This is a genomic window from Streptomyces sp. B6B3 (assembly GCF_039871525.1).
Classification (GTDB): domain Bacteria; phylum Actinomycetota; class Actinomycetes; order Streptomycetales; family Streptomycetaceae; genus Streptomyces.
The window spans coordinates 42,578-69,075 of sequence record NZ_JBDPLU010000029.1 but is presented as its reverse complement, the minus strand read 5'-3'; the positions used below and the strand labels follow the sequence as shown (position 1 = coordinate 69,075).

The window sequence follows — 26,498 nt, the reverse complement described above, 5'->3', positions numbered from 1 at the left end:
CCCTCGAACCGACAGGGGTTTTCGCGGATTGGCACGCGAGGGCCCGGAGTGCCGGCACGGAGGCCCGATCTCCGGAAATTCATGGCACGGAGTGCCCACCCTGCCGGGTGCGATCCGTGACCGAGCGCGTACTATGCGGCGGTGAACGGCGCGGACAGTCCGGCCAGCCAATGACCAGGAGGCAGCGACCGTGATCGAAGCGGAACTCAAGGCCCGCGTGCACGCCCCCCAGGACGTCATACGAAACCTCGACCAGTACGGCCCGGGGCATGTGGAGACGTACCACGACACCTACTACGACGACGCCGACGGCAGCCTCACGGCGCGGGACGCGGAGCTGCGCACACGCACCGTCAGCAGCCCGCACGACACTCGCTTCGTGCTCACCTACAAGGGCGCGACCATCGACGCGGACTCGGGCTCCAAGCCGGAGCACGAGACCCGGGTCACCGACCCCGACGCGGTCCACGCGATGCTCACCGGCCTGGGATACCGGCCGGCCATCGCCTTCGAGAAGCGGTGCCGCAACTACGAGTTCGACGCCCGCGGCCGGAAGATGCAGGCCACGTTGGCGTTCCTGCCCGAGCTCGACGCCACCTTCCTGGAGCTGGAGACCCTGATCCGGGACGACGGCGACGTGCAGGAGGCGCTGAGCGACGTCAGGGCGGTGCTGCACGATCTGGGCATCAAGGATCCGGACCTGACCAAGGAGCGGTACTCCGAGGCGGTGGCCGCCAGCCGCGGCTGACGCGGCCCGGCCGAGCAGAGCCCCAGCAGAGCCCGAGGGGGGCGAGTGGGGTCGAGGGGCCCGTGGGGGTGCTCCGGAAGCGCGCCCACGGGCCCCTCGGCACGCCGGCCGGCAGGCTGTCAGTGGCGGCTGGTATCAGTGGGGAATGGCACTGGGATGGAAGCTCGTCATCGACTCACGGGACGCCCCGCGGCTGGCCGACTTCTGGGCGGCTGCCCTGGAGTACGACCTGGAGGACCACAGCGCGCTGATCGAACGGCTGCTGGCCGCCGGACACATCGGCGAGGACATGGTCGTCGAATGGCACGGGCGGCGCGCCTGGCGGGACTTCGCGGGGGTCAGGCATCCGGACGACCCGGTGGACGAGGCCACCGGCGTCGGCACGGGCCGGCGGCTGCTCTTCCAGAACGTGCCGGAGTCCAAGACCGTGAAGAACCGGCTGCACATCGACGTGCACGTCCCCGAGCCGGGGAATCCGGCCGCCCTGGAGGAGCTGGTCACCCGGCTGGAGGGCCTGGGCGCGCGGCGGCTCCGCGAGGAGAACCAGGGCCCGGCGGGCCACTGGTGGGTGATGCTCGACCCCGAGGGCAACGAGTTCTGCGTGTCCTGACGAGGCCGCGGCGCCGGCCGAGAGGGCCGACGCCGCGGGGCGTTCGTTCGGTGCGGTCCCGGGCTCAGCGGGACAGCACGTCCGGGAGCAGCTCGGGCGCCAGGCCGCCGAAGGAGGTGCCCGGGTTGATCTCCAGCACCTCCGCGTCCTGCGGCGGGGTGAAGTCGAACGTGCCCCCGGCCGGCTGCTCGTAGGTGATCTGCGAGAACGACACGTCCAGCAGCTGGTCGTCGCCGTCCTGGATGGTCACCGCGAGCGGCACGCCGGTCTCGGCGTCCACCGCGATCCGGACCGAGCTGGCCCGGTCCGCCACCTCCTCCTCGGTGGGCACCACCAGCAGCTGGTAGGCGTCCCGGCCGGCCACCCGGGCGGTGCCGTCCACGGAGATGTCCGCGTACTCACCGGCCTCGTCCAGCAGCCGCTCCGCGACCTGCTGCGGGGTGAGGCTGCCCAGCCAGTCCTGCTCCTCCGCCGGCAGGTTCTCCCCGTGCTCCCCCGCGTCGTCGGGCACGGTCCCCTTGAAGACGGTGTTGCTGCTGCTGTCGTACGCCCACAGCTCGTCGCCGTCGTGGATCACGCTGAACTCGTCGGAGCCGCTCGCCACCGCGAGCCGCTGCCGCTCCGGGCCGTCCATCGCCACCCGCAGCGTGCTCTCGCCGGTGGCCACCCCGGCCAGCGCGCCGGCCGGACCCCCGACCTCGCCGAGCACGCTGTCCAGCACGCCGCCCATGTTCGGCAGCGACGGGATGCCGAGATCCGCGTCCACCCGCACCGTGCCCGAGAGCTGCTCGGTCTCGGACTCGGCCATCTGCACCAGCAGCTCCTCCGCCGTCGTGGCCGGCAGGTCCGGGCTACCGTCGCTGGCCAGGGCGGGCCAGATGCCGGCTCCGACGGCGGCGATGCCGGCCACCACGGCGGTCGGCACGGCCGCCCGCCGGACATTTCTCGTCAACGTCGATGCCATCAGATCCCCATCCACTCGGCGTCGGTCCCATTCCCCGTCCCCGGAACGATCACAAGACCAATTGCACCAGGCTCGGGCCAAACCGGCATCCGCCAGCGGTCGGCTTCCGCAGTCATACCCAGGGAGTACCCCCGGGCCCGGTCATGACCCGAACCCGTAGGGGTAGGCCCCAGGGACACCGGTCGGAAACGCGCCACCGGGCCGCCGCCACCATCGGAAGCCGCACGGACACGGACGGTGGCCGGCCACCGGCGACAGGGGCCAGCAGGTGGTCAGGAGGAGCTCAGCAGGAGCTCAGCAGGTGGTCAGCGGGCGGACCCGCGGCTGGCCGGCCGGAGGTCACACGGCGCGGTCGGCCACCGCGTCGCAGAGCTCGGCCAGGGCCCGCCTGGCCGGGATGTCCGGCAGCGGCGTCAGGGTCTGCCGCGCCTGGTCGGCGAAGGACAGCGCGTCGCGCCTGGCCTGCGCCAGCGCGGGGTGCCGGCGCAACCGCGCCAGCGCCTCGGCGTGCCGCGCGTCGTCGCTGAGGTCGCTCTCCACCAGGTCGAGCAGCTCCCGGTCCGCCGCGGCCGCCGGCCCCTCGCCCGCGGCCATCTCGCGCAGCCGCAGCACCGGCAGGGTGGCCACGCCCTCCCGCAGGTCGGTGCCCGGCGTCTTGCCCGACTCCAGCTCGTCGCTGGCGATGTCCAGCACGTCGTCGGCGAGTTGGAAGGCGACGCCGATCCGCTCGCCGAACTGCGCCAGCACGTTGACGAACGGCTCCTCGACGCCGGCCAGCAGCGACCCCAGCCGCATCGAGACGGCGATCAGCGAGCCGGTCTTGCCCGCCACCACGTCCAGGTAGTGGCCCACCGGGTCCTGCCCGGGGCGGGGCCCCGAGGTCTCCTGCATCTGGCCGGTGACCAGCCGGCCGAACGCCTCGGCCTGGATGCGGACCGCCTGCGGGCCGAGCTCGGCGACTATCGCCGAAGCCCGGGCGAAGAGGAAGTCGCCGGTGAGCACCGCCACCGAGTTGTCCCAGTTGGCGTTGGCGCTGGGCACGCCGCGCCGGACCTCCGCCTCGTCCATGATGTCGTCGTGGTACAGCGTGGCCAGGTGGGTCAGCTCCACCACCACGGCGGCCGGCACCACACCGGGCGCGTCCGGGTCGCCGAACCGCGACGCCAGCAGCGTCAGCAGCGGGCGGAACCGCTTCCCGCCGGCCCGCACGAGGTGTTGGGCGGTCTCGGTGAGGAACGGGACGTCACTCTTGGTGGCCTCCACCAGCCCCGCCTCGACGGCCGCCAACCCCGCCCGGATCTCTGCGTCCAGGGCGGTGTCCCGCACGCTCACCCCGAAGGGTCCCACGACCGTCACGAGCGTTACTCTCCTGTCTCCGGCCAGCCTGATGGTGGGATGTCCCCCGCAGGGTAACGGGTCAGAAGTGGATCACCGCCGCCCGATCCCCCTGGATCCCCCCTGACGGTGCGCTCCCGGCTGGATGCTGGTGGCACGGATGCCGCAGACTGCCATAGGACGGTAACACTTTGACCTTTCGCCTTCCGTCCGGGATAGCGTCGGCCGGGATAGCGTCAGTGACCACGTGCAACGTTGTGCGACGTTCGAGGGGATGACATGGGTAGGTCAAGGTCAACGAGGCTCGCCGCGCCCGCCCTCGCGGCGGCGGGTGTGCTGCTGCTCGGGGCGTGCGGCCTCATCGGCGGCGACGAGGAGGGGGACTCCGGATCCGCCGAGGACCAGGGCTCGGACCAGGGCGGCGGCGAGGAGAGCGGCGGAGGCGAGGGCGAGGAGACGGGCACCGAGGGCCTGGACGGCACCTGGATCACCGGGTTCGAGGAGCCGTACAACGCCCTGGTGATCGCCGGCGAGACCGCGACGTTCGTCAAGGACAGCGGCACCGAGGTGTGCACCGGACCGGCGCTCAACGACACGCTGGCCCTGGTCTGCGAGTCCGGCAACACCGAGTTCACCGCCGCCACCTTCGAGCGGCAGGGCGACTCGCTCACCGTGTCCTGGGAGTCCGGCGGCGACGAGTCGTACCAGCGGGCCGACGACGCGGCCCTCCAGGAGCTCCCGGGAATCGAGGACATTCCGGGCCTGGAGGATCTGGAACAGGACCTCCAGGATCTGCAGGACCTTCAGGACACTCTCGACAACTAATCGGCCAGAAGCCGGATTTCCGGCCAACTGCCCCAAGCCCCCCTGCGGGTGCGGAACCGTCACCCCCATCATGACGTGTACGCAAGCACACACAGCCCGTAGGGGGGTTTCATGCACACCACGGCCCGGCGACTCGCCGGTGCACTGGCGCTGATACCGATGGCGCTCGCGATCGGCGCCTGTTCCGACGGTGGCGGCGGGGGGGCCGCCGTCGCGGAGATCACCGAGAACGCCGACCTGTCGGACGGCACCCTGCCCGGCGAGCTGATCGCCGACGGCATGCGCGATCTGGGCGACTGGCGCGATCTGATGCCCGAGGAGGGCGAGGAGGACCTGCCCACCGACGACTGGGACTCCGACTCGGGGGTGGTGGGGTCCTGGTTCAGCGTCGACGACTACTACAACTACCTGTCGTTCTACGACGACGGTTCGGCCTCGCTGATCACCGAGGCGGAGACCTGCTACGGCACGTTCACGGAGGCGGGCTCCGTGTCGCAGCTGCAGTTCCCCGACTGCTCGGGAAGCACCTACACGAGTGGCACCGCGACGCTCTCCTCCGACACCCTGGAGGTCTCCTGGGCGGACGGCACGTCCGAGGGTTACAGCCAGAACGCCGCCGACGCCCCGGCCTCCCCGGACGACGAGGGCGACGGGACGGAGAACGTGGCCGAGGAGATCTCCGGGATCTGGGCGGGCGACGACGGCTCGTTCTTCCTGGCGGTCCCCTCCCAGGAGTCCGGCACCGGCATCGCCAACGCCTCCTACCTGGCGCCGGGATCGACCACCGAATGCCTCGGCATCATCCTGGAGGACATCCTGGGTGAGGGCTGGGACGCCACCGTCACCTGCGACGAGAGCGGCGAGGGCGGGCTGCTCTTCGCCGACCTCACCCTGGACGGCGAGATCCTGACCGTCAGCTGGCCCGACACCGGCGAGTCCGCCGCCTACCAGTGGTACTCGGAATGGGACGCCGCGCTGCCCGACGACACCCAGGAGTCCTGACCCCAACCGTGCCCGCGCACGAGCCGTGAACGACGCCGGCCGGATCCCCGAGGGGATCCGGCCGGCGTTCGCGTCCGTGACGGCGGGGCTCAGCGAACGAACACCCCCGCGTCGCCCGCCAGGTCCAGGAAGTACTGCGGGGCCACGCCCAGCACCAGCGTCACGACCACCGCCAAGCCCACCACCATCGTGGTCAGCGGGCTCGGGATGACCACCGAGGGGCCCTCCGGCTTCGGCTCGCTGAAGAACATCAGCACGATGACCCGGACGTAGAAGAACGCGGCGATGGCCGAGGCGATCACGCCGACCACGACCAGGCCCATGGCGCCGGCGTCCGCCGCCGCCTTGAACACCGCGAACTTCCCGGCGAAGCCCGACGTCAGCGGGATGCCGGCGAAGGCCAGCAGGAACAGCGCGAAGACCGCCGCCACCAGCGGCGAACGGCGCCCGAGCCCGGCCCACTTCGACAGGTGGGTGGCCTCGCCCCCGGCGTCCCGCACCAGCGTCACCACCGCGAACGCGCCCAGCGTGACGAAGGAGTAGGCCGCCAGGTAGAACAGCACCGAGGAGACGCCGTCCTCGCTGATCGCCACCACACCGGCCAGGATGAACCCGGCGTGCGCGATCGAGGAGTACGCCAGCAGCCGCTTCACGTCCGTCTGCGTGATCGCGATGACCGCGCCGGCCACCATCGAGGCGATGGCCACGCCCCACAGCACCGGCTCCCAGTCCCAGCGCAGGCCCGGCAGCACCACGTACAGCAGGCGCAGCATCGCGCCGAACGCGGCGACCTTGGTGGCCGCCGCCATGAAGCCGGTGACCGGGGTCGGCGCGCCCTGGTAGACGTCCGGCGTCCACATGTGGAACGGCACCGCGCCCACCTTGAACAGCAGGCCCATCAGCACCATCGCGCCGCCGATCAGCAGCAGCGCGTCGTTGCCCATGGTCGAGGCCAGGCCGGCGTTCAACGCCGCCGGCTCGCCGCTGACCACGTCGGCGATGCCGGCGTACGACAGCGTGCCCGCGTAGCCGTACAGCAGCGCGATGCCGAACAGCAGGAACGCCGAGGCGAAGGCGCCGAGCAGGAAGTACTTGACCGCCGCCTCCTGCGACAGCAGCCGCCGCCGGCGGGCCAACGCGCACAGCATGTACAGCGGGAGCGACAGCACCTCGAGGGCGATGAACAGCACCAGCAGGTCGTTGGCCGCGGGGAAGAGCAGCATGCCGCCGACCGCGAAGAGCAGCAGCGGGAAGATCTCGGTGGCGGTCCACCCGGCCTTCACCGCCTCCCGCTCGGCCACGCCGCCCGGCACCGCCGCCGGCTGCGCCGCGAACGAGTCCACCGCCGCGCCGTGCGCCGCCGGTTCCAGGCGGCGTTCCGCGAACAGGAGCACGGAGACCAGGCCCACCAGCAGGATGACGCCCTGCAGGAAGAGCGCGGGGCCGTCCACGGCCAGCGAGCCCATGCCGGCCACCTCGGCCTCGGTGGTGGCGCGGCCGCTGGCGGCCAGGGCCACCACCGCGGCGAAGCCGCCGGCCATGGCCAGGCCGGTCAGCACCGCCTGCGCGGCGTACCTCGTCGAGCGGGGCGCGAACGCCTCGATCAGCACGCCGATGATGCCCGCACAGAAGACGATCAGGCTCGGCGAGAGCGCGACCCACTCGATGTCGGGGGCCTGGAGTTCCCCATTCATTCGGTGGCCTCCACTTCAGGAACCTGCGGTTCGGGGTCGGTCTTGCCGACGTCGGACAGGGTGTGGTCAACGGCCGGGTTGACGACGTCGGTCAGCGGCTTGGGGTAGACGCCGAGGAAGATCAGCAGCGCGATCAGCGGCCCGACCACGACGAGCTCCCGCACCCGCAGGTCGGGCAGCTTCTCCAGGCCCGCCTTCACGGGTCCGGTCATCGTGCGCTGGTAGAGGATCAGCACGTACAGCGCCGCCAGCACTATTCCGGTGCAGGCGATGATGCCGGCCACGTGGTAGCGGCTGAAGGTGCCCACCAGCACGAGGAACTCGCTGACGAACGGCCCGGTGCCCGGCAGCGACAGCGTCGCCAGGCCGCCCACCAGGAACGTGCCGGCCAGCACCGGTGCGGACTTCTGCACACCGCCGTAGTCGGCGATGAGCCGGGAGCCGCGCCGGGAGATCAGGAACCCGGCGACCAGCATCAGCGCCGCGGTCGCCACCCCGTGGTTGATCATGTAGAGGGTGGCGCCGCTCTGGCCCTGGCTGGTCATCGCGAAGATGCCGAGGATGATGAAGCCGAAGTGGCTGATCGAGGCGTACGCGATCAGCCGCTTCATGTCCCGCTGGCCGATCGCCAGCAGCGCCCCGTAGACGATGCTCACCAGCGCCAGCGTGATGACCACGGGGGTGGCCCAGTCGCTGGCCTCGGGGAACAGCCCGAGGCAGAAGCGGAGCATCGCGAAGGTGCCGACCTTGTCCACCACGGCGGTGATCAGCACCGCCACCGGGGCGGTCGACTCGCCCATGGCGTTGGGCAGCCAGGTGTGCACCGGCCACAGCGGGGCCTTGATGGCGAACGCCACGAAGAAGCCGAGGAACAGCCAGCGTTCGGTGCCGGTCGCCAGGTCGAGCTCGCCCGCCGCCCGCGCCTCGGTGATGGCCTGGAGCGAGAAGGTGCCGGCGTCCAGCTGGTCCGCGGTGGCCACGTACAGGCCGATGACCGCGGCCAGCATGATCAGCCCGCCGACCAGGTTGTAGAGCAGGAACTTGACGGCCGCGTAGGAGCGCTGCCTGGCCTGCCCCTCCTCGTCCTGCTCCCCCGCCCGGTCGCCGAAGCCACCGATGAGGAAGTAGAGCGGGATCAGCATCGCCTCGAAGAAGATGTAGAAGAGGAAGACGTCGGTCGCCACGAAGGACATCACGACCATCGCCTCGACCATGAGGATCAGCGCGAAGAAGCCCTGGGTGGGCCGCCAGCGCCGGTCCGCGGGGGTCTCCTCCTCCTTGGGGTCGGCGTCGTTCCAGCCGGCGCCGATGAGGAACGGGATCAGGCCGGCGACGAGCGCCAGCATGGCGACGCCGATGCCGTCCACGCCCAGCTCGTAGCGCACCCCGAAGTCCGCGATCCAGGGATGCGACTCGGTCAGCTGGTACCGGTCGGCGCCGGCGCCGGTGTCGAAGCGCACCAGCACCACGGCCGCCAGGCCCGCGGTCACCAGGGAGAACAGCAGGGCCAGCCACTTGGCGGCGGTGCGCTGGGCGGCCGGCACCGCGGCCGTGACCACGGCGCCGACGGCCGGGGCCAGCGCGGTGGCCGTCAGCAGGGGAAACGACATGTCAGACCGCCCTCATCAGCAGGGTCGCGGCGATCAGCACGGCCGCGCCGCCGAACATCGAGACCGCGTAGGAGCGGGCGAATCCGTTCTGGACCCGCCGCAGCCGCCCGGACAGCCCGCCGAACGCGGCGGCGGTGCCGTTGACCACGCCGTCGACGAGCTTGTGATCCACGTAGACCAGGCCGCGGGTCAGGTAGTTGCCCGGGGTGACCAGCGCCGCGTGGTTGAAGTCGTCCTGCAGCAGGTCCCGCCGGGCGGCCCGGGTGAGGAAGCGGCCCGCCGGCGCCACCACGGGCACCGGGCGCCGCCCGTACTGGAACCAGGCGCCGGCCACGCCGACCACCATCACCGCGGTGGCGGCGATCGAGACCTCGCCGTGGCTGACCGGCGAGTGGCCGTGCGCCAGCCCGGTGACCGGCTCCAGCCAGTGCACGAAGGACTCGTTCAGGTCGAACAGGAAGCCGGCGCCGACCGAGCCGAAGGCCAGGATGATCATCGGGATGGTCATGGTGGCCGGCGACTCGTGCGGGTGCGGCTCGTGCCCGTGCGCGTCCGGCTGCCAGCGCTTCTCGCCGAAGAACGTCAGCAGCATGATCCGCGTCATGTAGTACGCGGTCAGCGCCGCGCCCAGCAGCATCACCCCGCCGAGCACCCAGCCCTGGGTGTCGCCCTTGGCGAACCCGGCGTAGATGATCTCGTCCTTGGAGAAGAAGCCCGACAGGTAGGGGAAGCCGATGATGGCCAGATAGGCGAGGCCGAACGTGGCGAAGGTGACCGGCATGTGCTTCCGCAGGCCGCCGTAGCGGCGCATGTCGACCTCGTCGTTCATGCCGTGCATCACCGAACCGGCGCCGAGGAACAGCCCGGCCTTGAAGAAGCCGTGGGTGACCAGGTGCATGATCGCGAAGACGTAGCCGATCGGGCCGAGCCCGGCGGCCAGCATCATGTAGCCGATCTGCGACATGGTCGAGCCGGCCAGCGCCTTCTTGATGTCGTCCTTGGCGCAACCGACGATGGCACCGAACAGCAGCGTGACCGCGCCGACGGTGACGACGACGGTCTGCGCGTCGGGCGCCGCGTTGAAGATCGCGCCGGACCGGGTGATCAGGTACACGCCCGCGGTCACCATGGTGGCGGCGTGGATCAGGGCGGAGACCGGGGTCGGGCCCTCCATCGCGTCGCCGAGCCAGGACTGCAGCGGCACCTGGGCCGACTTGCCGCAGGCGGCGAGCAGCAGCATCAGGCCGATGCCGGTGAGCGTGGCCTCGCTCGTGCTGGTCGCGTTGGGCAGCACCTCGTCGAACGCGAAGCTGCCGAACGTGGTGAACATCAGCAGGATCGCGATGGACAGGCCGACGTCGCCGACCCGGTTGACGATGAACGCCTTCTTGGCCGCGGTGGCCGCGCTGGGCTTGTGCTGCCAGAAGCCGATCAGCAGGTACGAGGCGAGGCCCACGCCCTCCCAGCCGACGTACAGCAGCAGGAAGTTGTCGGCCAGCACCAGCAGCAGCATGGCCGCGAGGAAGAGGTTCAGGTACCCGAAGAACCGGCGCCGGCGCTCGTCGTGCGCCATGTAGCCGACCGAGTAGAGGTGGATCAGGCTGCCCACGCCGGTGATCAGCAGCACGAAGGTCATCGACAGCTGGTCGAGGTGGAAGCCCACGTCCGCCCGGAAGTCGGCGACCGGCACCCAGCTGAAGAGGTGCTGGTTCAGGGTGCGCTCCTCACCGCCCCGGTCCAGCATGTCGAAGAACAGCACGGCCGCGACGGCGAACGACGCGGCGGCCATGACGACGCCGATCCAGTGCCCCACGCGGTCCAGGCGCCGCCCGCCGACCAGCAGCAGGGCGGCGCCGAACAGCGGCGGCGCGATCAGCAGTCCGATCAGTGACTCCACTGGTCTCTTCCCCTTACAGCTTCATCAGGCTGGCGTCGTCGACCGAGGCCGAGTGACGGGAGCGGTACAGCATGACGATGATCGAGAGGCCCACCACGACCTCGGCGGCGGCCACCACCATCACGAAGAACGCCATGATCTGGCCGTCCAGGTTGCCGTGCATGCGGGAGAAGGTGACCAGCGCCAGGTTGGCGGCGTTCAGCATCAGCTCGATGCACATGAACACCACGATCGCGCTCCGCCGCAGCAGCACCCCGCAGGCGCCCAGGGTGAACAGCATGGCGGCCAGGTAGAGGTAGTTCTCCGGGCTCACTTGCGGGCCTCCTCGGCCTCGTTCTCACGCTCCGACTCCGAGTCGTTCCGCATGCCCTTCTTGGGGCCGCCCTCCAGCTCCGCCGTGGTGTCGGGCTGGCCGTGGTACCGGGCGGTGCGCCGCTCCAGCGCGGCGACCTCGGTCAGCGCCTCCCGGTGCACCTCGCGGATCTGGCCCCGGCGGCGCAGCGTCTCGTTGACCGTGAGCTCGGACGGGGTGCCGTCGGGCAGCAGGCCCGGCACGTCCACCCCGTTGTGCCGGGCGTAGACGCCGGGCGCGGGCAGCGGCGGCACCTGGGTGCCGGCGCGCACCCGCTCCAGCGCCTGCTCGCGCTGGGACTTGGTGCGTTCGATGCGCTCGCGGTGGGTGAGCAGCGTGGCGCCCACCGCGGCGATGGTCAGCAGCACGCCCACCACCTCGAACGCCACCACGTAGCGGGTGAACAGCAGCGAGGCGAGGCCCTCGACGTTCCCGTCGGCGTTGGCCTCGGACAGGCCGGTGAAGGAGCCGACGGACGCCTGGCCGATGCCGACGACCAGCAGGATGCCGAGGCCGAGGCCGCAGCCGGCGGCCAGCCAGCGCTGGCCCTTCAGCGTCTCCTTCAACGATTCGGTGCTGCTGACGCCGACCAGCATCAGCACGAAGAGGAAGAGCATCATCACGGCGCCGGTGTAGACGACGATCTGCACCATGCCGAGGAAGTAGGCGCCGTTGGCGAGGTAGAAGATCGCCAGGATCACCATGGTCCCGGCCAGGCACAGCGCCGAGTGCACGGCGCGGCGCAGCAGCACCGTGCCGAGCCCGCCGAGCAGGGCGACCGGGCCCAGGATCCAGAACTGCGTGGCCTCCCCCGAGGACGTCGAGGTCTCGGCGGCGAGGTTCGCCAGCGCGTTCATGCGCGCACCTCCGGGGATGACGCTCCGGCTGGGCCGGTGGAGCCCGAGGGATCGGAGTCGCTGCCCTGTGCCTGCCGGCGGCCCTGCGGTGCGGCGCCGTGGTCGGCGCCCGCCGGGTCGCGCAGCGAGGCGGCGGCGGCCAGCGCGTCGGTGTGGTCGACCGGCTCCTTGTCGGTGAGGAACTCCTCGCCGGTCGACCCGCCGTGCGGCGTCTGGCGGGGCGTGCCGGGCGCCGCCGCGGTCACCTCGCCCCGGTAGTACGACTGCTCGTCGGTGCCGGGGTACATCGCGTGCGGCGCCTCGACCATGCCGTCCTCCAGACCGGCGAGCAGCTCCTTCTTGGTGAAGATGAGCGACTCACGGCTGCGGTCGGCGAGCTCGTACTCGTTGGTCATGGTCAGCGCCCGGGTCGGGCACGCCTCGACACACAGGCCGCACAGGATGCAGCGCAGGTAGTTGATCTGGTAGACGCGGCCGTAGCGCTCGCCCGGGGAGTAACGCTCCTCCTCGGTGTTGTCCGCGCCCTCCACGTAGATGGCGTCGGCCGGACAGGCCCAGGCGCACAGCTCGCAGCCGATGCACTTCTCCAGCCCGTCCGGGTGCCGGTTGAGCTGGTGCCGGCCGTGGAAACGAGGCGCGGTGGGCTTCTTCTCCTCCGGGTACTGCTCGGTGAGCCGCCGCTTGAACATGGCGCGGAAGGTCACGCCGAAGCCGCCCAGCGGATTGTGGAACTCAGGCACCGTCGCCCTCCTCCTTCTCGTCGGTCTCGGCAGCGCTTCCGGCGGCCTTGGCCCCTACTCCGGCCGCCGCGGGCTCCCGGTGCCGGTCGGCACGGGACGGCCGGCGCGGCACCGGCGGCAGGGTCTGTCCGGGCAGCGGCGGCACCGGGAAGCCACCGGCCATCGGGTCGAACGGCTGCTCCGCCGCCGCCTCCTTCTCGGCGTCCTCCTTGGCCTGTTCGGCCCGGTCCCGGAAGACGTCGACGACGAAGGAGAGCAACAGCAGCACCAGCACGCCGGCGCTGACGTAGAGCACGATGTCGCGGAAGCTGTAGTCCTCGTTCTGCATCCCGCGGACGGTGGCCACCAGCATCAGCCAGACCAGCGCGATCGGGATGAGCACCTTCCAGCCCAGCACCATCAGCTGGTCGTAGCGGACCCGCGGCAGCGAGGCGCGGATCCACATGAAGAAGAAGATCACCATCGTCAGCTTGATCGTGAACCAGAGCATCGGCCACCAGCCGGAGTTGGCGCCGTCCCAGAAGCTGAGCGGCGCCGGGGCGCGCCAGCCGCCGAGGAACAGGGTGACCATCAGCATGGACACGGTGACCGTGTGGATGTACTCGGAGAGCATGAAGAAGGCGAACTTGATCGAGGAGTACTCGGTCAGGTAGCCGCCCACCAGGTCGCCCTCGGACTCCGGCATGTCGAACGGCGGGCGGTGCGCCTCGCCGACCATCGTGATCATGTAGATCAGGAACGACACCGGCAGCAGGATCACGAACCACCGGTCCTCCTGCTCGGCGACGATGGCCGAGGAGGACATCGAGCCCGAGTAGAGGAAGACGGCCGCGAAGGACAGACCCATCGCGACCTCGTAGGAGATGATCTGCGCCGTGGCCCGCACGCCGCCGAGCAGCGGGTACGTGGAGTTCGACGACCAGCCGGCGAGCACCGTGCCGTAGACCGCTATGGCCGAGGTGGCCAGCACGTACAGCAGCGCCACCGGCAGGTCGGTCGCCTGGAGCACGGTCTCGGTGCCGAAGATGCTGACCGGGTCGTCCGCGGGCCCGAAGGGGATCACCGCGACCGCCATGAAGGCCGGGATGGCCGCCAGGATGGGCGCCAGGATGTAGACCGGCTTGTCGGCGGCCTTGACGGTGATGTCCTCCTTCAGCATCAGCTTGACGCCGTCGGCGAGCGACTGGAGCATGCCCCAGGGGCCGTGCCGGTTGGGGCCGATGCGGAGCTGCATCCAGCCCAGCACCTTGCGCTCCATGACGATGGAGATCAGCACGCACACCATCAGGAACGCGAAGCAGAACACCGCCTTGAGCAGGATGAGCCAGAAGGGGTCCTGACCGAACATCGACAGGTCAGGATCCTGCGCGAGCATCACGCTGTGACCTCCTCGGTGCGGGCCGGCTCGGCGCCGGCCGGCTCGATGCGGACCGGCTGGCCCGGCAGCGCGCCAAGATCCTGGGGCACGCCGCCGCCGACCGAGTTCAGCGGGAGCCAGACCACCCGGTCGGGCATCTCGCCGGTGACCGCGAGCGGCAGCCGCACCGTGCCGGCGGGCCCGGTGACGGCGATCTCGGCGCCGTCGCTGAGCCCGGCCTCCGCGGCGGTGGCCGCGGAGACGCGGGCCACGGCGGCGTGCCGGGTGCCCGCGAGCGCCTCGTCGCCCTGCTGCAGGACGCCCTGGTCGAGCAGCAGCCGGTGCCCGGCGAGCACCGCCTCGCCGGCGTCCGGGCGGGACAGTTCGGCGGGCTGGGCCGTCGGGCCGAGCGGCAGTTCGCCGGTCCACTCGGCCAGCCCGTCCAGCTCCGCGCGGAGCGTGCGCAGGTCGGGCAGGCCCAGGTGGACGTCCATCGCGTCGGCCAGCATGTGCAGCGCGGCCGCGTCGGACCGCACGTGGCGGCGGGTCATCTGGTCCGGCTTTATGGCCGCGGTGAACGGCCGGGCGCGGCCCTCCCAGTTCAGGAAGGTGCCGTCCTTCTCGACCACGGCGGCCACCGGCAGCACCACGTGGGCCCGCGCGGTGACCTCGGAGGGCCGCAGCTCCAGGCTGAGCAGGAAGCCGCGGTCCGCGACCGCGTCCAACGCCCGGCGGGCCAGGGCCGGGTCGGGCAGGTCGGCCACCTCGACGCCGGCCACCACAAGGGCGGCCAGTTCGCCGGCGGCCGCGGCCTCGACGATCTGCCCGGTGTCGCGGCCCTCGCCCTCGGGCAGGGTGGCCAGCCCCCAGGCGGTGGCGACCTCCTGCCGGGCGCGGGTCGAGCTCGCCGGGCGGCCGCCGGGCAGCAGCCCGGGCAGCGTGCCGGTCTCGATCGCGCCGCGCTCGCCGGCCCGGCGCGGGATCCAGACGAGCCGGGCACCGGTCGCGTTGGCCGCGGCGACGGCGGCGGTGTACCCGCCGGCCACGGCGGCCAGCCGCTCGCCGACCACGATCAAGGCGCCGTCCTGCCGGAGCGCCTCGGCCGCGACCTCGCCGTCCGCGTTCAGTCCGGTGTGCCCGGCGCCGGTGGCCAGGGCTTCCAGCCAGGCGGGCTCGGTGCCGGGCGCGGCCGGCAGCAGCGTGCCGCCGGTCTTGGCCAGGCCCCGGGTGGTGTGGGTGGCCAGCGAGAAGACCCGCAGGCCGCGCTTGCGGTGCGCCTTGCGCAGCCGCAGGAAGACGCCGGGCGCCTCCTCCTCGGACTCCAGACCCACCAGCAGCACGGCGGGCGCGGCCTCCAGGGCCCGGTAGTTCGGCCCCTCACCGTCCAGGTCGACGCCGCCGCCCGCGATGTGCGAGGCGAGGAACGCGGCCTCCTCCGCGCTGTGCGCGCGGGCCCGGAAGTCGATGTCGTTGGTGCCGAGCGCGACCCGGGCGAACTTGGCGTACGCGTACGAGTCCTCGACGGTGAGCCGGCCGCCCGTGAGCACCGCCGCGCCGCCCGCGTTCGCGCCGCGCGCCCGGCTCAGGCCCTCGGCAGCGGCGGTCAGCGCCTCCGGCCAGCTCGCCGGCTCCAGCTCGCCGGTCTCGGCGTTCCGCACCAGCGGGGTGGTCAGCCGGTCGGGTAGCTGCGCGTAGCGGAACGCGAAGCGGCCCTTGTCGCAGATCCACTCCTCGTTGACCTCGGGGTCCTCGGCGGCGAGCCGGCGCATCACCTTGCCGCGCCGGTGGTCGGTGCGGGTGGCGCAGCCGCCCGCGCAGTGCTCGCAGACGCTGGGCGAGGAGACCAGGTCGAAGGGGCGGGAGCGGAACCGGTAGGCCGCCGAGGTGAGGGCGCCGACCGGGCAGATCTGGATGGTGTTGCCGGAGAAGTACGACTCGAACGGGTCGCCCTCGCCGGTGCCGACCTGCTGCAGCGCCCCGCGCTCCAGCAGCTCGATCATCGGGTCGCCGGCGATCTGGTTCGAGAAGCGGGTGCAGCGGGCGCACAGCACGCAGCGCTCGCGGTCCAGCAGCACCTGCCGGGAGATCGGCACCGGCTTGTCGAAGGTGCGCTTGCGGCCCTCGAACCGGCTCTCCGGGTCGCCGTGGGACATCGCCTGGTTCTGCAGCGGGCACTCGCCGCCCTTGTCGCAGACCGGGCAGTCCAGCGGGTGGTTGATGAGCAGCAGCTCCATCACCCCGCGCTGCGCCTTCTCGGCCACCGCGGAGGACAGCTGGGTGCGGACGACCATGCCGTCGGTGCAGGTGATGGTGCAGGACGCCATGGGCTTGCGCTGGCCCTCGACCTCCACGATGCACTGCCGGCAGGCGCCCACCGGGTCGAGCAGCGGGTGGTCGCAGAACCGGGGGACCTCGATGCCGAGCTGCTCGGCGGCGCGGATCACCAGCGTGCCCTTGGGCACGGAGATCTCGATGCCGTCGATGGTCAGCGTGACCAGGTCCTCGGGCGGCACCGCCTGTCCACCTCCGGTGGTGGCCTCGGTGGTGACCGTCATGCGTTCACCTCCTGGTGAGCCGTGCTGGTGCCGTGGTCGGCCCAGAGCGTGGAGCGGGCCGGGTCGAACGGGCAGCCGCGTTCGGTGATGTGCTGCTCGTACTCCGCGCGGAAGTGGTCGAGCGACGAGAGGATGCAGGCGGCGGCGCCGTCGCCGAGTGCGCAGAACGACTTGCCGTTCACGTTGTCGGAGATGTCGGCGATCTTGTCGATGTCGCTGAGCAGCGCCTTGCCGGCCTCGATGTCCCGCAGCAGCTGGACGAGCCAGTAGGTGCCCTCCCGGCAGGGGGTGCACTTGCCGCAGGACTCGTGCGCGTAGAACTCGGTCCACCGGGTCACCGCGCGGACCACGCAGGTGGTCTCGTCGAAGCACTGGAGCGCCTTGGTGCCGAGCATCGAGCCGGCGCCCATCGTGCCCTCGTAGTCCAGCGGGACGTCGAGGTGGGCGTCGGTGAGCATCGGCGTGGACGAGCCGCCGGGGGTCCAGAACTTCAGCCGGTGCCCGGGGCGCATGCCGCCGCTCATGTCGAGCAGCTCGCGCAGCGTGATGCCGAGCGGGGCCTCGTACTGTCCGGGCTGGGCGACGTGTCCGGACAGCGAGTAGAGCGTGAAGCCGGGGGACTTCTCGCTGCCCATGGTGCGGAACCACTCCTTGCCCCGGTCCATGATGGCGGGAACCGAGGCGATGGACTCCACGTTGTTCACCACGGTGGGGCTGGCGTAGAGGCCGGCCACGGCGGGGAACGGCGGGCGCAGCCGGGGCTGTCCGCGGCGGCCCTCCAGCGAGTCGAGCAGCGCCGTCTCCTCACCGCAGATGTAGGCGCCGGCGCCGGCGTGCACGGTGAGGGTGAGGTCCTTGCCGGGGCCGAGCGCGTCCTTGCCGAGGTAGCCGGCGGCGTAGGCCTCGGCGACGGCCGCGTGCAGCCGTCGCAGCACCGGCACGACCTCGCCCCGCAGGTAGATGAAGGCGTGGTGGGACCGGATCGCGTGGCAGGCGATGATGATGCCCTCGATGAGGGAGTGCGGGTTGGCGAAGAGCAGCGGGATGTCCTTGCAGGTGCCCGGCTCCGACTCGTCCGCGTTGACCACCAGGTAGTGCGGCTTGTCGTCGCCCTGCGGGATGAACTGCCACTTCATGCCCGTGGGAAAGCCCGCGCCGCCGCGGCCGCGCAGGCCCGATTCCTTGACGTAGGCGATGACGTCGTCCGGGGGCATGGCCAGCGCCTTGGTCAGGCCGCGGTAGCCGCGGTGCGCCCGGTAGACGTCCAGGGTCCAGGACTCCGGTTCGTCCCAGAACTCGGAGAGCACGGGCGCGAGCAGCTTCTCCGGGCTGGTCTCGGCGCGCTTGTCGTCGGTCACGGCTTCACTCACCCTCCTCGGTGACCGGCCCGGAGGGGTGCTTCGGGTCGGACGCCGAGCTCGGCTGCGGGGCGTCATGGGAGCTGGGGTGCGTCGCCGGCGGGCGGTCGCCGGGCTCGCCCGGCTCGCCGGGTTCGCTGACGGGCCGCCGGGTGCCCTCGGTGCCGGGTCGGGCGGCCACCCGGTCGGGTCCGGTCTCGCCCTTGGCGAGCCGCAGGCCGGCCAACGAGGCGGGGCCGGCGCTGCCCGAGGCGGCGACGGCGTCCGGGCGCTCGTCGGGGAACCCGGCCAGGATCCGGGAGGTCTTCCGGAAGTCGCAGAGCGGGGCGCCGCGGGTCGGGGTGACCGTGCGGCCGGCGCGCAGGTCGTCGACCAGGCGCTTGGCCGACTCGGGCGTCTGGTTGTCGAAGAACTCCCAGTTGATCATGAGCACGGGCGCGAAGTCGCAGGCCGCGTTGCACTCGATGTGCTCCAGGGTGACCGTGCCGTCCTCGGTGGTCTCCCCGTTGCCGACGCCGAGGTGCTGCTGCAGCTCCTCGAAGATCGCGTCGCCGCCGAGCACCGCGCAGAGCGTGTTGGTGCACACCCCGACCTGGTAGTCGCCGGACGGCTTGCGCCGGTACATCGAGTAGAAGGTGGCGACGGCGGTCACCTCGGCGGTGGTCAGCCCGAGCATGTCGGCGCAGAACGCCATGCCGGTGCGGGTGACGTAGCCCTCCTCCGACTGCACCAGGTGCAGCAGTGGCAGCAGCGCGGAGCGGCTGTCGGGGTAGCGGGCGATCAGCTCGCGCGCGTCGGCCGCCAGCCGCTCGCGCACCTCGGCCGGGTACTCGGGGGCGGGCGGCTGCGGCATGCCGAGGTCCACGCCGCTGCCCCTGCCGCCGTTGACGCTGGTCACCGGTCAACGCCTCCCATCACGGGATCGATCGACGCCACCGCGACGATGACGTCGGCGACCATGCCGCCCTCGCACATCGCCGCCATGGACTGGAGGTTGGTGAAGGAGGGGTCGCGGAAGTGCACCCGGTAGGGCCGGGTGCCACCGTCGCTGACCACGTGCACGCCGAGCTCGCCCTTGGGCGACTCGACGGCGGTGTACGCCTGGCCCGCCGGGACCCGGAAGCCCTCGGTGACCAGCTTGAAGTGGTGGATCAGGGCCTCCATGGAGGTGCCCATGATGTTCTTGATGTGGTCGAGCGAGTTGCCCAGGCCGTCCGGGCCGAGCGCGAGCTGCGCCGGCCAGGCGATCTTCTTGTCCGCGACCATGACCGGCCCCGGCTCCAGGCGGTCGATGCACTGCTCGATGATGCGCAGCGACTGCCGCATCTCCTCCAGCCGCAGCAGGAAGCGGCCGTAGGAGTCGCAGGTGTCGGTGGTCGGGACCTCGAAGTCGTAGGTCTCGTAGCCGCAGTACGGATCGGACTTGCGCAGGTCGTGCGGCAGGCCGGCGGAGCGAAGGATCGGCCCCGTGGCGCCGAGCGCCAGGCAGCCGGCGAGGTCGAGGTAGCCGACGTCCTGCAGGCGGGCCTTGAAGACCGGGTTGGTCGTGGCCAGCTTGTCGTACTCCGGCAGGTTCTTCCACATCTTCTTGACGAAGTCGCGCAGCGCGTCCAGGGCGCCGGGCGGCAGGTCCTGGGAGAGGCCGCCGGGGCGGATGTACGCGTGGTTCATCCGCAGGCCGGTGATCAGCTCGAAGATGTCCAGGCACAGCTCGCGGTCGCGGAAGCCGTAGATCATCACCGTGGTGGCGCCCAGCTCCATGCCGCCGGTGGCGATGGCCACCAGGTGCGAGGAGATCCGGTTGATCTCCATCAGCATGACCCTTATGACGTTCGCCCGGTCCGGCACGTCGTCGAGGATGCCGAGCAGCTTCTCCACGCCCAGGCAGTACGCCGCCTCGTTGAAGAAGGGCGTGAGGTAGTCCATGCGCGTGACGAAGGTGGTGCCCTGCGTCCACGTCCGGTACTCGAGGTTCTTCTCGATGCCGGTGTGCAGGTACCCGATGCCGGCGCGGGCCTCGGTGACGGTCTCGCCGTCGATCTCCAGGATGAGCCGCAGCACGCCGTGCGTGGACGGGTGCTGCGGGCCCATGTTGACGACGATCCGCTCGTCGTCGGTCGCGGCCGCGGCCTGGGCGACCTCGTCCCAGTCGCCGCCGGTGACGGTGTAGACGGTGCCCTCGGTGGTCTCCCGCGCCCCGGCGGTGGCGTGCGGGGCGTCCTGGGGGTGTGTGGTGGACATCAGGAGTACGACCTCCGCTGGTCGGGAGCCGGGATCTGCGCGCCCTTGTACTCGACGGGGATGCCGCCGAGGGGGTAGTCCTTGCGCTGCGGGAAGCCCTGCCAGTCGTCCGGCATCATGATCCGGGTCAGCGCCGGATGGCCGTCGAAGATGAGGCCGAAGAAGTCGTAGGTCTCCCGCTCGTGCCAGTCGTTGGTGGGGTACACGTCGACGATCGAGGGCACGTGCGGATCGCTGTCCGGCGCGCTGACCTCCAGGCGGATCATCCGGCCGTGGGTCAGCGAGCGCAGATGGTAGACGGCGTGCAGCTCCCGGTCGGTGTCCGCCGGGTTGTGCACGCCGCTCACGCCGGTGCACAGCTCGAACCGGAGCGCCGGGTCGTCGCGGAGGGTGCGGGCCACCCGGGGCAGGTGCTCGCGGGCGATGTGCAGGGTCATCTCGCCGCGGTCGACCACGATCCGCTCGATCGCCGCGTCCGGATCGACGTCCTGCTCCTCCAGGGCGCCCTCCAGCTCGTCGGCGACCTCGTCGAAGTACCCGCCGTACGGACGGGAGCTCTCGCCCGGCATGCGCACGGTGCGGCGCAGCCCGCCGTACCCGGAGGTGTCGCCGCCGGTGCTCGCCCCGAACATGCCGCGGCGGCGCGCGATGGGCTCGCCCGACCCGTCCCGGGGGACCGGCGTCCCGCTTGTGCTTGTGTTCCCGTTCACCTGCTCGCTCACGGCGTCACTCCCTTCGCTTCCGCGACCGCCTCTGCCTTGCCGGCCGGACATCGCCCGGGGCACTCGCTGTGGTCCGCACTGGCCACCGCAGGCCCGAGCCCGCGCCCGGCCGGAAGCGGACGGGCCGGATGCCCGACGCGCTCGGCGTGGCCCGCGCTGGCCCCGACGGCCTCGCGCCCGCCCGGCAGCCCACCTGCCGGACGCCCGACCCGGTCAGCGCTGACTGCCGCCGTGGTGGTCCGGTGCCCGGCTCGCGGCGCCCGTGCGTAGCCCGCGCCAGCGGGCCGGTGCCCGCCCGGCAGCCCGCGGGCGGAAAGCCCGACGTGGCCCGCGCTGACCGCCGCGGTAGCGGCTCGTGTCGCGCTCACCATGGCTCCTCCGCGCCGCCGATGCGGCGGGACGGCGTGCCGCGTAGCCGGCACAGGGCCGGCAGCGACACGTCGCCGGTCGCGGGAAGCGCCCCGCGCGTGCGGTGGCGGCCGCCGGGGCCGAACGCCGCCGCTCCGGCCAGGCCCGGACCGGCGAAACCGCCGGCGCCCGGCCGGGCCGGTGCCGGCGGGAAGCCGCCCCGCGGGAAACCGCAGTTCACCGGAGCAGCCCCTTCATCTCGATCGTCGGCAGGGCCTTCATCGCGGCTTCCTCCGCCTCGCGGGCGGCCTGCTCGCGGTTGATGCCGAGCTTCTCCTCGCGGATCTTGGCGTGCAGCTTGAGGATCGCGTCGATCAGCATTTCCGGCCGCGGCGGGCAGCCGGGGAGGTAGATGTCGACGGGCACGACGTGGTCGACGCCCTGCACGATGGAGTAGTTGTTGAACATGCCGCCCGAGGAGGCGCACACGCCCATGGAGATGACCCACTTGGGATTCGGCATCTGGTCGTAGACCTGGCGCAGCACCGGGGCCATCTTCTGGCTGACCCGCCCGGCCACGATCATCAGGTCCGCCTGCCGCGGCGAGCCGCGGAAGACCTCCATGCCGAAACGGGCCAGGTCGTAGCGCCCGGCCCCGGTCGTCATCATCTCGATCGCACAGCACGCGAGCCCGAAGGTCGCGGGGAACACCGACGACTTTCGGGCCAGCCCGGCGAGGTTCTCCACCGTATCGAGGAGAAATCCGCTGGGAAGCTTCTCTTCGATACCCATCAGAGAATCTCCTTTACCCGTTCCCTCAGTCCCATTCGAGGCCCCCCCGACGCCAGTCGTACGCGTACGCGACACCGATCAGGCCGACGAAGACGAGCATCTGCGTCAGCCCGAACATCCCCAGCGAGTCGAAGTGCACCGCCCAGGGATAGAGGAAGACGATCTCGATGTCGAAGACGATGAACAGCATCGCCGTGAGGTAGTACTTCACCGGGAACCGGCCACCGCCGGCCGGCTGCGGAGTGGGCTCGACGCCGCACTCGTAGGCCTCCAGCTTCGCCCGGTTGTAACGCTTCGGGCCGATGAGGGCGGCGGCTACCACGGAGCCGACGGCGAAGAGGAAGCCGATGGCACCCAACACGAGGATGGGAACGTAGGCATTCACCGCTCTTCGCTCCTTCCGGTCGACGACGACTACCAGCGCGACGATCAGATCAGACTCTTCAAGATCATCGCTATGTGAGTCAGTTCACAAGGCTGGACAGCATCCTAAGCCCCGGGGCCTGTGACGTCCGACACGGGGGTCCCTCTTCGTGCTTGTGATCTCGCCCACCCAGCGTTGTTGGGTGCCTGACATAACTCTGACCACAGTGGTCGCGCTCCGCCTCGCCGCCGCGGCGGCCATGGGCCCCTCCTGCCCGCTGGCGGGCTAGGAGGGAGGGTGGACGCCGCGGTCGGCGGGTGCGAGGGCCTGCCGCTGGCCGCGCTGCTCGTCGTCGGCCTCGGCATCGGCTTCTACGACGGCCTGGTGGGTCCGGGCACGGGCACCTTCCTGGCGCTCAGCCTGGTCGCGCTGGAACGGCTGTCGCCGCTGACCGCGGCGCGCACCGCGAAGGTCGTGAACGTGGGCACGAACCTCGGCGCGCTCGTCGTCTTCTCCGCCGCCGGCACCGTGCTCTGGCGACTGGCGCCGCCGCTCGCCGCGTTCAACATGGCCGGCGGATGGGCCGGAGCGCGTATGGCGCTGCGTCGGGGCAGCGGATTCGTCCGGATCGTCCTGCTCGTGGCGGTCTGCGCCCTGGCCCTCAGGCTGGGCTACGACCAGCGGGGCGGATGACCCCGCGCACGAGCCGGAACGGGCGGGCCGGAGTGGGTGAGCGCGTGATGTACGCCACTGCGCGATTCGGTAACGAGCCGGCAACATTGAACGGACGGCGGCCGAATGATAGGCACCGGAGAGTCGGCCGACAAACCGGACAGTACGCAGGACACGGCCGCACACCGGCACGAAAGATCAACTTCCCAGCGAAGCGGCATTTCCGACATTCACCCCGCCAACCTGGCGGGTACACGGCGACTGTGGCGCATTCCACAGCGATTGAGATCAACCGGGCGTTGCTGGTAGCCAGGGGTCCCATGTCCCCAATTCGTTACCAAGTCGGTCCCCGAGGCAGGCATCGCAAACCGCGTCAGCCTCGCGCCAACACCCTGATCCGCGGCGGCCTGCTGTCCGGCGTCGTGGGCACGGTCGCGGTGACCGGCACCACGCCGGCGTCCGCCGACCAGGCGAGCGCCGTGGAGACCACCGCAGAACGTCCCCTGTTCGACCGGGTGCTCGCCGACAGCGCCCACCGGGCCTCCGAGGCCACCGTCACCTACGTCGGCGAGGCCGAGGTCGCGCACGAGCGCGAGCAGGCCGTGGCGCAGGCCGTCAGTGAGGCCCGCGAGGCCGCGGCCGAGCGGCGCGAGCGCGAGGAGCGGGAGGCCCGGCGAGCCGCCGCGGCGGCCGAGGCGGAGGCCCGGCGCCAGGCGGCTGAGGAGGCGGCGGCCGAGGAGGCCGCCGCCGCGGAGGAGGCGCAGTCCCTCGCCACCGAGGCGCCCGCCGGCTCCGGCGCCGCAGCCGTCGTCGACTTCGTGCGCTCCCAGCTCGGCGACTACTACGCCTCGGGCGGCACGGGCCCGGACTCCTGGGACTGCTCAGGACTGACCCAGGCCGCGTTCTCGCAAGTCGGCGTCTCGCTGCCGCGCACCGCGGCCGAGCAGTCCGTCGCCGGCACCCAGGTCTCGCTCGACGCGCTCCAGCCCGGCGACATCCTCTACTGGGGCGGCGCGGGCAGCGCGTACCACGTGGCCGTCTACGTCGGGGACGGCGCCTTCGTCGGCGCCCAGAACTCCTCGACCGGCGTCGTCGAGCGCACCCTCGACTGGGACCCCCCGACCGGAGCCATCCGCCTCCTCTGAGCCCGTCCGAGGGCCGGTCCGAGCCCGCGAGGCAGACAACACAGCCGCCGTCACCGACAGTCGGGGTCGACTGTCGGTGACGGCGGCTACGGTGCGGCCCATGACACTCCAGCCCTCCGACTACACCGCGTTCTTCACGCCGGGGCGCACCTTCGCGATGGCCGGCGGAATGACCGGCACGGTCTCGGTGGTGCCGGCCGGCGACCTCCGTCTCGACACCGGCCGGCTGATCGCCTGCGACCCGCTGTCGTACGTCGGCGACGAGGGCTTCGAACCCTTCACCGTCACCGTGCCGCCCGGCAGCTACCCGGTCGCGGCCTCGGTCGTCACCCTCGCCGAGGCGGACTCGTCGTCCCGCGAGGACGCGCCCGAGCACCGCAGGGTGGCCGCCGCCCGCCTGACGTCCCGGGACACCCCGCCGGTCACCTGGGAGATGGCGGTGGTGCGCGGCCAGGACCCGTCCGAACTGAAGGAGGGCCACTACTTCGGGTACGGCGTGGACGCCGGCCTCGGCTGCTTCATGGACGAGGCGGCCAACCGCGCCTTCCCCTACGTGCTGGACGAGCGGCCGGAATGGCTCTGGTCCGCCATGGCGTCCACCGGAGACAGCGCCGTGCCGTTCATCGCCACGGACCCGGCCTCCGGACAGTCACTCGCCGCCTTCTCCTCCGGCTGGGGAGACGGCGCCTACCCCACCTGGATAGGCCGCGACGCCACCGGCGAGGTCGCCTGCTTCGTCACCGACTTCCTGGTGCTGCCGGCGCCGGGATCCGACTGACCCCACCCCGCCCCCGTCGGGGCCCGCTCAGATGCCGGCCCCGGTGTGGATGTGCAGCCCGGTGGCGCTCTCCACCTGGCTGGTCACCTGACCGACGACGCCCTGCACGTAGGCGCCGGTCGCCGTGGAGTTCACGGTGCCGATGACGTCGGTGACCAGCGCACCCGCCAGGCCACCGTTGATGGTGACGGTGTCGCCGACCATCCCGCCGGCGACCATGTCGAGCTCGTCGTCCGCGATCTCACGGGTCTCAAGGTCGTTACGCAAGACACTGTCCCTTCAACGTGCTGGTCGTCAGGCCGCAGATACAAGCACGCGAACCGGCACGGAGCCAGCCTGGTCAGCCCACCACAGCGCCCCGGACTCCCTTTCAGGTGGCGACGTGCACCTTCCTCCACCAAGTCACACCACCATCCCTCGTAATGCGGTGGCGAGCCCGCCTGTCCTCGGCCAGAAACAGCGAGCAATCGCCCCATCGGCCCGAACCTCGGCATACCGCGCTTCCACCGCGAACGGGAGGAAGCGACCCGCTATGCCACCCCGATGTGAAGGTTCCCGACCGGGGTCACGGATTCCCGGTGCGTGGACCAGTCATCCGGCCTAGTCTGTGTCTGTTTGCTCACCTTCTGTCGATACGGAGTACCCGTGACCGGCCGGATCAGGATTGGCATCGCCGCCGTCGCCGCGGCCTCAGCCCTGCTGCTCAGCGCGTGTGGAGGGGGCGACGACGGCGCGGAGGACGAGATCGAGGGCGTCGAGGAGAACACGGACGCCGGCGGCGAGGAGTCGGCGGAGCCGAGCCCGAGCGCCTCCGAGGACGACGGCATCGACCGCCCGGAGATCGAACTGCCCGACGACGTGAACAACGTCTTCGAGGAGGTCGACACCGACGACCCCGTCGAACTCGCGGTCCTGGCCGACCACGAACGCCGGATCGAGTCCCTGGACGAAGCTCTCACCAGCGGAGACATGAACCGTCCGGCCCTCGGCTTCTACTCGACCGGGCAGGCTCTCGAGTCCGCCGTGGATTGGATCGAGCCCGCCGTCACCAACGGCTACAGCTGGAAGGGAACCGTCAGGTACTACGACCGTGAGGTGAGCGTCAGCAACGCCACCGAGGCGACGGTGAACTACTGCGTCGATGAGACGGACATCGAGGGTATCTATCGGGAGACCGGGGAGCCTCGTGACGAGGGAGGCGACGAGGACGCCACCGGCCATCTCTTCTACAACACCAGGCTGGAGAAGAACGACCAGGGCGTGTGGCAGACCACCATGGTCGACTCGCGCACGTTGGAGGGGCCGTGCTGATCGAAAACCGGTACCCGAGAATCGGATGCGGCCTCTTACTCGCTGGCCTGGTGCTGATCGGGACGACCACCCAGGCCCAGGCGAACCGGGGCACTGACGACGACGGCGAGTCCACCGGCGGCGGCTCCGACGGCCAGGACATCACCGCCAGTGCCGGGATCACCTTCACCACGAGCGGGGGCAGTGGTGACGGGAGTGGCGGGGGGGCGCTCACGAGTACC

Annotated in this window: 25 protein-coding genes and 1 pseudogene; 8 read left to right on the top strand and 18 right to left on the bottom strand. The window is 71.4% G+C overall.

Annotation, left to right across the window (positions count from 1 at the left end; all coding sequences use genetic code 11):
* Window positions 1-190: 190 nt before the first annotated feature.
* Together cyaB and ABGB06_RS35840 are read left to right on the top strand one after the other, a co-directional pair.
* On the top strand, window positions 191-748 hold the full coding sequence (gene cyaB, locus ABGB06_RS35845; protein WP_347598559.1) for a class IV adenylate cyclase: 558 nt from the start codon (window positions 191-193) through the stop codon (window positions 746-748).
* A 145-nt stretch (window positions 749-893) separates the two neighbouring features.
* The gene (locus ABGB06_RS35840) at window positions 894-1,358 is read left to right on the top strand and encodes a VOC family protein (protein WP_347598556.1); all 465 of its coding nucleotides are present in this window, start codon (window positions 894-896) and stop codon (window positions 1,356-1,358) included.
* 64 nt (window positions 1,359-1,422) lie between these two features.
* Here the strand turns inward: ABGB06_RS35840 and ABGB06_RS35835 are convergent, their stop codons facing one another.
* Together ABGB06_RS35835 and ABGB06_RS35830 are read right to left on the bottom strand one after the other, a co-directional pair.
* Window positions 1,423-2,322, bottom strand: coding sequence for a sigma-E factor regulatory protein RseB domain-containing protein (locus tag ABGB06_RS35835; protein ID WP_347598553.1), 900 nt, complete (start codon window positions 2,320-2,322; stop codon window positions 1,423-1,425).
* 339 nt (window positions 2,323-2,661) lie between these two features.
* Window positions 2,662-3,678 carry a polyprenyl synthetase family protein gene (locus ABGB06_RS35830; RefSeq protein WP_347598550.1) on the bottom strand — a complete coding sequence of 339 codons (1,017 nt, stop codon included), beginning with the start codon at window positions 3,676-3,678 and terminating at the stop codon, window positions 2,662-2,664.
* 258 nt (window positions 3,679-3,936) lie between these two features.
* Here ABGB06_RS35830 and ABGB06_RS35825 point away from each other — a divergent pair, with 258 nt between their 5' ends.
* Complete coding sequence (locus ABGB06_RS35825; protein WP_347598547.1) at window positions 3,937-4,482, top strand: hypothetical protein; 546 nt, start codon at window positions 3,937-3,939, stop codon at window positions 4,480-4,482.
* 111 nt (window positions 4,483-4,593) lie between these two features.
* Window positions 4,594-5,484 carry a hypothetical protein gene (locus ABGB06_RS35820; RefSeq protein WP_347598544.1) on the top strand — a complete coding sequence of 297 codons (891 nt, stop codon included), beginning with the start codon at window positions 4,594-4,596 and terminating at the stop codon, window positions 5,482-5,484.
* Window positions 5,485-5,573: 89 nt separating this feature from the next.
* Here the strand turns inward: ABGB06_RS35820 and nuoN are convergent, their stop codons facing one another.
* The 15 genes from nuoN to ABGB06_RS35745 form a co-directional block, all read right to left on the bottom strand.
* Complete coding sequence (nuoN, locus tag ABGB06_RS35815) at window positions 5,574-7,178, bottom strand: NADH-quinone oxidoreductase subunit NuoN (protein WP_347598541.1); 1,605 nt, start codon at window positions 7,176-7,178, stop codon at window positions 5,574-5,576.
* Window positions 7,175-8,788 carry an NADH-quinone oxidoreductase subunit M gene (locus ABGB06_RS35810; protein ID WP_347598539.1) on the bottom strand — a complete coding sequence of 538 codons (1,614 nt, stop codon included), beginning with the start codon at window positions 8,786-8,788 and terminating at the stop codon, window positions 7,175-7,177. Before ABGB06_RS35810 ends, nuoN begins: the two co-directional genes overlap by 4 nt.
* Window position 8,789: 1 nt before the next feature.
* Window positions 8,790-10,685, bottom strand: coding sequence for an NADH-quinone oxidoreductase subunit L (gene nuoL / locus ABGB06_RS35805; RefSeq protein WP_347598536.1), 1,896 nt, complete (start codon window positions 10,683-10,685; stop codon window positions 8,790-8,792).
* A 13-nt stretch (window positions 10,686-10,698) separates the two neighbouring features.
* Window positions 10,699-10,998 carry an NADH-quinone oxidoreductase subunit NuoK gene (gene nuoK, locus ABGB06_RS35800; RefSeq protein ID WP_347598533.1) on the bottom strand — a complete coding sequence of 100 codons (300 nt, stop codon included), beginning with the start codon at window positions 10,996-10,998 and terminating at the stop codon, window positions 10,699-10,701.
* Window positions 10,995-11,894, bottom strand: coding sequence for an NADH-quinone oxidoreductase subunit J (locus ABGB06_RS35795; protein WP_347598530.1), 900 nt, complete (start codon window positions 11,892-11,894; stop codon window positions 10,995-10,997). The genes nuoK and ABGB06_RS35795 overlap by 4 nt, the downstream gene beginning before the upstream one ends.
* Window positions 11,891-12,634 carry an NADH-quinone oxidoreductase subunit NuoI gene (nuoI, locus tag ABGB06_RS35790; RefSeq protein WP_347598527.1) on the bottom strand — a complete coding sequence of 248 codons (744 nt, stop codon included), beginning with the start codon at window positions 12,632-12,634 and terminating at the stop codon, window positions 11,891-11,893. The genes ABGB06_RS35795 and nuoI overlap by 4 nt, the downstream gene beginning before the upstream one ends.
* Window positions 12,627-14,009 (bottom strand): NADH-quinone oxidoreductase subunit NuoH, encoded by a 1,383-nt coding sequence (nuoH, locus tag ABGB06_RS35785; RefSeq protein ID WP_347598637.1) that lies wholly within the window; start codon window positions 14,007-14,009, stop codon window positions 12,627-12,629. The genes nuoI and nuoH overlap by 8 nt, the downstream gene beginning before the upstream one ends.
* Window positions 14,009-16,546, bottom strand: coding sequence for an NADH-quinone oxidoreductase subunit G (locus tag ABGB06_RS35780; protein WP_347598524.1), 2,538 nt, complete (start codon window positions 16,544-16,546; stop codon window positions 14,009-14,011). Before ABGB06_RS35780 ends, nuoH begins: the two co-directional genes overlap by 1 nt.
* Complete coding sequence (gene nuoF, locus ABGB06_RS35775) at window positions 16,543-17,904, bottom strand: NADH-quinone oxidoreductase subunit NuoF (protein WP_347598521.1); 1,362 nt, start codon at window positions 17,902-17,904, stop codon at window positions 16,543-16,545. The genes ABGB06_RS35780 and nuoF overlap by 4 nt, the downstream gene beginning before the upstream one ends.
* A gap of 4 nt (window positions 17,905-17,908) precedes the next feature.
* Complete coding sequence (gene nuoE, locus ABGB06_RS35770) at window positions 17,909-18,802, bottom strand: NADH-quinone oxidoreductase subunit NuoE (RefSeq protein WP_347598518.1); 894 nt, start codon at window positions 18,800-18,802, stop codon at window positions 17,909-17,911.
* Window positions 18,799-20,145 carry an NADH-quinone oxidoreductase subunit D gene (locus ABGB06_RS35765; protein WP_347598515.1) on the bottom strand — a complete coding sequence of 449 codons (1,347 nt, stop codon included), beginning with the start codon at window positions 20,143-20,145 and terminating at the stop codon, window positions 18,799-18,801. Before ABGB06_RS35765 ends, nuoE begins: the two co-directional genes overlap by 4 nt.
* Window positions 20,145-20,918, bottom strand: a complete 774-nt coding sequence (locus tag ABGB06_RS35760; RefSeq protein ID WP_347598512.1) for an NADH-quinone oxidoreductase subunit C — start codon at window positions 20,916-20,918, stop codon at window positions 20,145-20,147. The genes ABGB06_RS35765 and ABGB06_RS35760 overlap by 1 nt, the downstream gene beginning before the upstream one ends.
* Window positions 20,919-21,231: 313 nt before the next feature.
* Complete coding sequence (locus ABGB06_RS35755; RefSeq protein WP_347598510.1) at window positions 21,232-21,456, bottom strand: hypothetical protein; 225 nt, start codon at window positions 21,454-21,456, stop codon at window positions 21,232-21,234.
* A complete protein-coding gene (locus ABGB06_RS35750; protein ID WP_347598508.1) occupies window positions 21,453-22,007 on the bottom strand; it encodes an NADH-quinone oxidoreductase subunit B family protein in 555 nt (184 codons plus the stop codon). The genes ABGB06_RS35755 and ABGB06_RS35750 overlap by 4 nt, the downstream gene beginning before the upstream one ends.
* Before the next feature lie 25 nt (window positions 22,008-22,032).
* Window positions 22,033-22,392 carry an NADH-quinone oxidoreductase subunit A gene (locus ABGB06_RS35745; RefSeq protein ID WP_347598506.1) on the bottom strand — a complete coding sequence of 120 codons (360 nt, stop codon included), beginning with the start codon at window positions 22,390-22,392 and terminating at the stop codon, window positions 22,033-22,035.
* 312 nt (window positions 22,393-22,704) lie between these two features.
* Here ABGB06_RS35745 and ABGB06_RS35740 point away from each other — a divergent pair.
* The 3 genes and pseudogenes from ABGB06_RS35740 to ABGB06_RS35730 form a co-directional block, all read left to right on the top strand.
* A pseudogene (locus ABGB06_RS35740) lies at window positions 22,705-23,064 on the top strand (TSUP family transporter); the annotation flags it as partial.
* A gap of 299 nt (window positions 23,065-23,363) precedes the next feature.
* Window positions 23,364-24,188 carry a C40 family peptidase gene (locus ABGB06_RS35735; protein WP_347598503.1) on the top strand — a complete coding sequence of 275 codons (825 nt, stop codon included), beginning with the start codon at window positions 23,364-23,366 and terminating at the stop codon, window positions 24,186-24,188.
* Between the two features lie 100 nt (window positions 24,189-24,288).
* The gene (locus tag ABGB06_RS35730; protein ID WP_347598500.1) at window positions 24,289-24,966 is read left to right on the top strand and encodes a DUF4241 domain-containing protein; all 678 of its coding nucleotides are present in this window, start codon (window positions 24,289-24,291) and stop codon (window positions 24,964-24,966) included.
* Between the two features lie 27 nt (window positions 24,967-24,993).
* On the opposite strand, the gene ABGB06_RS35725 is transcribed toward ABGB06_RS35730, so the two are convergent.
* Entirely contained in the window at window positions 24,994-25,233 is a 240-nt protein-coding gene (locus ABGB06_RS35725; protein ID WP_347598497.1) for a hypothetical protein, read from the bottom strand.
* 378 nt (window positions 25,234-25,611) lie between these two features.
* Between ABGB06_RS35725 and ABGB06_RS35720 the strand changes: the two genes are divergently transcribed.
* Window positions 25,612-26,277, top strand: coding sequence for a hypothetical protein (locus ABGB06_RS35720; protein ID WP_347598495.1), 666 nt, complete (start codon window positions 25,612-25,614; stop codon window positions 26,275-26,277).
* The last annotated feature ends 221 nt before the right edge of the window (window positions 26,278-26,498 follow it).